At 47.2% G+C, this 8,280-nt stretch carries 6 protein-coding genes; all 6 read right to left on the minus strand.

The window, feature by feature from the left end:
* Positions 1-1,812, minus strand: a 1,812-nt coding sequence (locus tag Q0668_RS05755) for a prolyl oligopeptidase family serine peptidase (protein ID WP_298861165.1), incomplete at its 3' end; no start/stop codon positions are given.
* Positions 1,813-1,886: 74 nt separating this feature from the next.
* Positions 1,887-3,671 (minus strand): SLC13 family permease, encoded by a 1,785-nt coding sequence (locus tag Q0668_RS05760; RefSeq protein ID WP_298861167.1) that lies wholly within the window; start codon positions 3,669-3,671, stop codon positions 1,887-1,889.
* Positions 3,672-3,737: 66 nt separating this feature from the next.
* A complete protein-coding gene (locus Q0668_RS05765; protein ID WP_298861171.1) occupies positions 3,738-4,730 on the minus strand; it encodes a 3'(2'),5'-bisphosphate nucleotidase in 993 nt (330 codons plus the stop codon).
* 136 nt (positions 4,731-4,866) lie between these two features.
* Positions 4,867-5,913, minus strand: a complete 1,047-nt coding sequence (locus tag Q0668_RS05770) for a Gfo/Idh/MocA family oxidoreductase (RefSeq protein ID WP_298861175.1) — start codon at positions 5,911-5,913, stop codon at positions 4,867-4,869.
* A 242-nt stretch (positions 5,914-6,155) separates the two neighbouring features.
* A complete protein-coding gene (gene lpxB, locus Q0668_RS05775; protein WP_298861178.1) occupies positions 6,156-7,325 on the minus strand; it encodes a lipid-A-disaccharide synthase in 1,170 nt (389 codons plus the stop codon).
* A gap of 299 nt (positions 7,326-7,624) precedes the next feature.
* On the minus strand, positions 7,625-8,002 hold the full coding sequence (rplU, locus tag Q0668_RS05780; RefSeq protein WP_298861181.1) for a 50S ribosomal protein L21: 378 nt from the start codon (positions 8,000-8,002) through the stop codon (positions 7,625-7,627).
* Between the last annotated feature and the right edge of the window lie 278 nt (positions 8,003-8,280).

Consider the following 8,280-nt stretch of genomic DNA (forward strand, 5'->3'; position numbering starts at 1 on the left):
CGTGTGTCCGGAGTTAATCACCACATAGCGGGCAGGGTTCAATGGATTGGGATAGATCAGAACGACGCCATGGTTTTGTGTATCATAGCTTTTTCCGTTGACGGTAATCTGGTCTTTGGTCCATTGAATTGGAAGGTCTTCGATGATTTTAGCAATCAGAGAATTGGAGCCCGGGTCGCCGAATAGAATCAGATTTTTATCGGCGATGGTTTTGTCACTGACTTCGTGATCATTGATGACCGGTACTTTTGCTCTGAGCCACTTATCAAATTCTTTTTCAAATAGAGCCAGAACTGACTGAGACCATTCATTGAGTTCATTTTTCCAGGCTTTGCCTGTGCCTTTCACACAGACAAATGGAAGTGTAAATGCATCATCGATGGGTCCTTGCAGATCGCGTCGTTTTTTCTGATCCGGATTTTCGATAAATGTTCTGGAGTCTTCATATTTTAAAACATCCCAGCCATTATTGCTTCTCACATAATACACCTGCGGTAACAGGCCTTCTGCGGCCGATTCGAGTGGGAGCAGGGTTCCATCCAGCTCTACTTTGTAGGCGATATCCCGGGCTATGGAAAGGGCGTTTACATTTTCGGTTTTGAGAACCAGATTTCCCGATTTTTTTTCAATGCCTCCCTCTACGATAGTCGGTTCATACATTTCGTCAAGTTCTTCGATTGTGAGCCATTCGCACTCATTGAATTTGGGAGTAAATGTGATGAAGCGAATCTGTTTTTTTCCGGGCCAGGCAGGGCGTCCCTGTTTTGAATGATTCTGTAAATCAGCAAGGTAATCCTGAAAGGCGGGCATCCGACCCTGATGGGCCGCTTCCGGGCTGATATAGAGTGCGATGTTGATGTCATGCGCTTTCGCCTTCTCCACCATTCTGGTACTTGATACCAGTTGTTTGTCTTTACCACCACCATAGGTCACGACGGGAACGTTGGCTGCGTTCAATGCGTAATCGATCGAATCATAAATGCGTAGAGTTTTGTGTTGGTAATGTGGCAGTTTTTCTTTGTGGTTCTGGTACTGATAAAAGTCGACGAATCCGGCGCCGGGGCCCACTCCACACCAGAGAGAAGGGTAATGGAGACCCAGATGCCAGGCACCAGCGCCTCCCATCGAAAAGCCACGCATTGTAATGCGTTTCTTATCGATCATGTAACGTTGACTTACATCTGCAATGGCTTCGTGCACATCGGTTTCGCCACTCCAGCGCCAGCCATTATTAATACGGCCGAAGGGAGCAAGATGGATCCAGTTGTGTCCTTCTCGGGGTGCCCTGCGGCTGGCTTGATTAATGAATGAAACTTCATTGAGTGTACTGCCACGACCATGTAGTTCCACATGCAGGGGCCAGCGTTGACTGGATTTTGTTTTGAAGTCTGCAGGAAAGGTGATCGCATAAGGCTGGGCCGAACCGTCAATTTTTGAGTAATAGCCGAAGATGACAGTTCCGTTTTGCTGCAGCCATTCCGGTGTGCCTGCCTTGAGTTGCTGTGCTCGCTTTAATCCTGTTTCGAGAACCTGATTGGTATATTTCACATATTGTGGTTTGTAAAACTCGTTGTGCCTGAGAATCCATTCCGCGGCCTTGGCATAGACTTCGACATCAGCGAGCAGAGATCTTTTGATCTTTTGATCCTGCTTTAACTGAGTAATTTGAGTTTGAAGCTCTTTAAGTTGCTGCTCCAGTTTGGCACGATCTTCCGGCGCTGGCTCTTGCGCTCTCAAATTTTGGGTGTTCGCAAAAAAGGATGCCGACAACACTAGTGAGATAATGATGCTGAAGCAAAAGAGGCGATTCATGGTGGAACCCTGATAATGACCAAGATTAGTTTCAATCCGAAACGAAACGGCAACTTGCCGCTAAAGTAACATTATCACGGATGGAAAGGCCAGACAAGAGGTACGATGATTACAGTCATAATCCAGACGATCAAAGTCAGTGGACCCCCAATTCGGAGGTAGTCACCATACTTATATCCACCAGGGCCAAAAACCATCAGATTGGTCTGATATCCGATGGGTGTTGCAAAGCAGGCGGCAGCGGAGATCATCACAGTAATCACGAAGGGCATAATGTCGACACCCAACGAGTGAGCAGCAGCGATGGCAATGGGGAAAATCAGAGTCGCGGTCGCTTTGGCCGTTATCAAGTTGGTAAAGATGAGAGTGGTTAACGACAGAATCGCCAGCATGATCAGAGGCGTATTAGATGAATTGCCAGCCACGCTTACAAAAAATGATGCAATCGCGTCGTCAGCGCCTGAACTATCCATGGCACTGCCAATTCCCAGACCTGCCGCGATTGTAATGAGTACACCCCAGTCGATAGAACGTTTAGCTTCCGTAGCACTACAGCAACGAGTAGCGGTCATCAGAGCGGCTGCCACCATTGCAGCGACGATCATTTTTACATTAAAAAACGCGACCAGTACAATCATAGCCAGTAAGATCCAGCGGGCGATCCAGGCTCTTTCATGTCGAGGGGGAGTAGAATCTTCAACCTGGCTGACTAGAAAGAATTCGCGCGAGTTTCTTTGCTGGTCAATAAACGAGGGATGGGCTTCGATCAGCAGGGTATCGCCGCGTTGAAGTTCAATGTCACCAATTTTCTTATTGATGCGCTGGCCGTTACGAGCCACCGCAATAACGGCGGCATTGTAGTTCGAGCGGAATTTTGCCGTGCGAATTGACATGTTGATAAATCGAAAACTATCAGACACGACTGCTTCGATCAGGCAGCGATCAGAGCGAGGACCAGAGAGTTTAAACAGTTGATCGGTGGCAGGATTGAGGCCGGGAATTTTTTGTAGATCGATGACCGATTCTACAACACCGACAAAGACAAGCTGATCATTGGCGGCCAACCGTTCATTGGAGGAAACAGCGGCTATCACATCACCGTGCCGATCAATTTCCATTAGATACATGCCGGGAAGATGACGCAGGCCCGCCTGTTCAATCGTTTTGCCGATGAGTGGGCAGCCAGGCTCTACAACCATTTCTACCGTATATTCTCGCGGGTCATCCATGGGGGTAATGGCTGGCTTTCTTTCTGGCAGTAACCAGCGTGAGAAAACCAGTAAGTAGATCAGGCCGACGATCATAATTGGAAATCCCACCCAGGCGATCTCAAACATGGATAAGCCAGCTTGGTTTGGTTCGTTTTGTAACAATCCATCTACGACCAGTGTCGTACTCGTGCCAACCAGCGTGCATAAGCCTCCCAGAATGGCTGAATAACTCAAGGGAAGCATGAGATGAGATACCGAAAAACGCATTTTCTTGGCCCAGTCTGAAATCACGGGCATCATCATGGCGACGACGGGTGTGTTATTCAGGAATGCACTTAATACGGCCGAAGGTAGCATCACACGTGATTGGGCATCAGTCAATGATTTAGGACGCCCTAATAATTGTTGTCCGCTGAAGGCGACTCCTCCTGTTTGTCGGATTCCTTCACTGACTACAAACAGAAACGCAACAGCGATGAGTCCTTCATTGGCAAAACCGGCAATGGCTTCTTTTGATGGCACCACCCCGGTGACAACCAGTATGGTGAGGCCTCCCAGCAAAATGGTGTCAGCGCCGGCACGCAGAAACGTAAGAGAGCCAATGACTCCTCCCAAAACCAGGAACGTTACTACAATTTGCCAGTCCATATCAGTAAAACTTCATAAGCTAGATAGAGATCGGTGCGAAGGCGAAGTGATTGTTTCATCACCCTGTTACTGGTCGGTTGCGAGTTTGTCCAGAGTTTCAATCAAGCCAAGGTGTAAAGGTCCGTTTGTCACGATCACCCCCTGATTATCAGTCAGTTCATATCCATGATTCAATTCCAGCGGTTTTCCATTGATGTCTGTTACTGTGCCACCTGCTTCTTCTACCAGCAAAACTCCGGCTGCATGGTCCCAGATTTTTTCTCGATAACCAATGCGTGTGGGCAGTCTCATATAAATGTCTGCGTCTCCTTGGGCGACAACAGCATATTTGGCCTGGCTGTCGAGCCGCCGCGGTTCTTTTTCAATTCCCAGCTTCGCTGCCACTTGTTGTGAAAGACCGTGTGAACTGTGTCCCGATTCCACCGATTCACAAAATCGCGATTGAGAAAAATCACTGGTAGTTTTAACACGAATGGGAACGGCAGCCTGTTCCTGATCCAGCGGAGTCGCAAACGCGCCCTGACCGGCGACGGCATGATAAATCGTGCCCTTGATCGATTCATTAACCGGGTGAGGTAAGTTGGGGCAGCCTAAGACACCGACTACTATTTTACCGTCGATAATTAATGCCAGCGAAACCGCATATTGCTCTTTGCGTAAAAAGCCTTTGGTTCCATCAATGGGATCGAGAGTCCAGAAGCGGCTGCTGTACTCTTTGGCGCCTCCCTGGTCGATCCAGCGGCACGTATTTTCAGGATTCGATTCAGGAATGCCGGCAGCACTCAGTTCTGTGACGATTTTTTCCAGAAACTCATGATTTTCTGTCTGACGTAACTCAGCAGCATCTTCTTCGCCGATGATGGGATCTTCCGGAAATGCAGCGTTGAGAGCCCGGCAGATGACAGCCTGACTGCTAAAATCTGCAACAGTCACCGGACTTTTGTCTTGTTTCTCCAGCACTTCATCTGTGATCGCAGCCTGAACCGAGCGACATATCAGCGATGCCTGCCTGACTGCAGCAAGCGCTACCTGTAATTCCTGTTGATATGGTATTGTCATAATTCTGCGTCATTAAGTGAGCTGGTTTTGCATCAGGTTAATAATTTGATGGTTTGGAGTTGATGCTTTCCATCATCGAATCAATTGATGATTGAGGCAATCCCAGTCAGTCACAAGGGACTTTTTAAGAGACATGTTACAAAGGAAGGGTCACAGGTTCATTTTTTTCAGAACTCAGGGCAACCGCTTCTGTAAATTCCATATATTTGACTCCAGTGGCAAAGTCGGTGAAGTGGACGATTTCTTCCCCTCGAATTGCGCCGATAAATTCCGCTTCTACTCGCCAGAAGCCCTCTTCTTCTTTCGGAATTTGGATTTCCTTCATCTGGTCTTCTCCCAGATGTCCGACAAATAATTTTTCTTCGGGAGTGAATTGAACTTTAATCGTTCCATGGTCACCGTATAAGTGGATCTGCAGTCCAGGGCCAAACAAAATCGAACCACTTAAGTGGTAGATCGCATTTGCTCCTCCCTGCAGTCTGGTCACGACTTGCAGGCTTTCAGGAATCGTGACATCTGCATTCCCCTGACCGTGTGATGACGGACGTTGCGGTTCGAAGATGGAACTTTGTGCAAAGACTCTTTCCGTGGGAGGTACCCAGCGGCTTAACGTTTCGTGTAAGATTCCCAGAGTCAGAACATTGTTTCCGCTGATTTCTTTATCCTGCCTCCAATGTAATTTATTACTGTAATCCCAAAAAGCGTCATCGGCTCCCAGTACAACGACTTCGCGCAAGATTCCCAGATAGGTTTGCGAAATCAATTTGATGACTTCCTGATTATATTTCATACCAAAGGGGCTGGGAACAACCTGTGCAATCAGGTCAGGGCGCGCCTGGGAATATTTCAGCATTTTCTCTGCTTCGGCGAGATTGCATGCCATTCTTGCTTCGGTCAGCACATGCTTGCCTGATTCCAATGCCATGCAGGTGATATCACAGTGCAGATTGGGCCAGGTGCCAATCATTACGGCATCGATTTCCGGATCTTCGACCAGCTCCTGCCAGGAAGAATAGGTTTGTGGAATACCATATTTTCGTGCGACTTTTTCTGTCGAGGCTGGCGTGGAGTTTACGACACCCACAATTTCGACATCATCAATCGCTTGAAATCCCGGAATGTGGCGACTTTTTGTATTTGCCCCGGCTCCAACAATTCCAATCCGAATCGTTTTTTTTCCCATTAGTATATGTAGTCCCGATAATCCAAGATGCTTTTCAGATTGAAAGGTTCTTTTCAGCCAAAAGCGATTTTTTGCTGATAACCTGTCTGTATTCTCATATCCGATGATTCTAACGAGGGGATTTCATGAGGACCATTCACACAAAACAAACAATTGGATGTTCCCTAAATTCTCATTGGAAAGTCGGTGCTTTGTGTCTTATTTAACAGAAAACAGAGCCCATTCTGCGGTCCAAATGTCTACTAGGCGGCTGCTTTTTGTTGAGGCTCAGTCTCAACGTTGCGCAAAATTGATTCCGCAGCTTGCGCAGAAGCCCCTGGTATCACTGTTTCCTGGTAGAGAGAGATGAGTCTATTTCGGGCACGTTCCAGAGAAAGTGGAGTACAGAGCCAGTCACTCAGAATGGTGTTTATTTTTGCGATATCTTTTTCGGGCGATCCTACGGAAGGAAATTCGGGCATCAATTCCCGATTGGCAATGAGATTTGGCAGCGACATATATTTACAGGTAATTAACAGATTCGCCATAACATACATGCCCCAATGACTGCGGTATATCACAACGGCCGGCGTTTTTCTCGCCAGCAACTCAAGGCTGATTGATCCTGAGACCATCAGACAACATTGAGCCGATTCGATGACTTCGGACGATTTTTTCAAATAGAGCTTTATGGGAAGGTCTGTTGCTGCTTGTTGTTCGATCCATTTTTTGCAGAGTTCACGGTGAGCTTCTTTATAGCAGGCAACGGGAAATACTGAATTCGGAAACTGTTGTGAAAGTTGACGAATGATGCGCAGCATCATTGGAAAGTTATAGTTGACTTCGCTTGTCCGCGAGCCCGGCAGGATGCCAACGATTTTTTCACCAGATTGCGAGAGTTCGTCCAGCACGCCTTGATCAAGCGACCTGGAGGCCACTTCATCAAAAAATGGGTGACCAGTGTAGTCGACTTTGACGCCACGTGATTCATACCATTGTTTTTCAAACTGTAATCCAGAGAGGACATAATCTATATTTTTACGAACACGTCTAATTCTCCAGGGAGCCCAGGCCCAGAGTTGGGGTGGCAAATAATAAAAAACAGGGATGCCAAGCGATTTAGCTTTTTTAGCAATCCACCAGTTAAAGCCGGGAAAATCAACAAGGATTACGGCGTCAGGGCGTTGTGTTTCGAGAAACTGTCCTGCCTGTTTGAGCAACTGAATGAATTTAAAAATCAATGGCAAAACATTAAAGATACCCATCACTGCATAGTCGGTGAGTCGTACTTCCAGCTCACAACCGGCGGCTTGCATTTCCGGTCCGCCAAATGCTGAGAAGCGCGCGTCCGGACGGCGATTACGAATTTCATGAATGAGGTGCGCTGTATGTTGGTCACCACTGGGTTCGCCTACAGAAAAAAACAAGTGCATCAGAATATCCTTGGCACATTATGGAATTGTTTTTTGAATCAGCGGTCAGGAACAAAAGCGGATTCCTCTGCTGAATAGATCTCAAAAACTGCGTAAAGTTACGCGGAATAACCGTTTTTGGTCAACCCCGTTTTGAATGACAGGCAGTGTAAAAGTTGGTAGACAGTCATGACCGGATATGGAAAAAGCTCCCTGAAATGAAATTTCAGGGAGCTTTTTGATATAAGACTCTGATGTATTCTAATGCGCGTGATTCACGCGGTTTTTATCGCTCAGCACAGCCTGGGAGCAGAGTTCCTTTAGCCTTCAGTAGTCGCTGGTTCGGGCTCTTCTGCCGCTGGTTCCACGATTTCCAGCCCGGGTACATTGATCGAGTTGATGCGAACGGTCGTGTATTTCTGGCGGTGTCCTGTATGGCGGCGTGAATTTTTTCGACGTCGAAGTTTCTGGATTTCGAGCTTTTCGCCTTTGAGTTCCGGCTGAACGACTTCCGCTTCTACAGAAGCTCCCTCAATGACAGGTGCACCAATACAGCTGGCTCCCCCACCATTGGCAAGCAGAACGCTTTCGAAAGTAATGGAATCACCTTCTTTTGCTGTAGCACGATAGTCAATGGTCAGGATATCTCCTTCCTGAATCTGATGTTGGTGGCTGCCATCTTCGATTACTGCAAACATCCTCAAACCTTCTTTTCTACTTACACTTTGATCAATAATTTGCTGAAGTCGGATTGGGATCTCAAGATCAACCCGATTTGTATTCAGAATCAATAGCGTTATGCCATTGTTAATAGATAGTTAACCCTCACCAAGCTTCATGCCGCCTCTAGAGTCAGCGAGGCGCAGAATCCGTGTCATTGACGCGGATAGCGAGCAGGGCATTGTAAAGTGTCACTTTTGAAATTTCGAGTCAGAATCGACTAGAAATTCACTTCATTTCCAATATCGTCGTAACA

Source organism: uncultured Gimesia sp. (assembly GCF_937910335.1).
Classification (GTDB): Bacteria; Planctomycetota; Planctomycetia; order Planctomycetales; family Planctomycetaceae; genus Gimesia.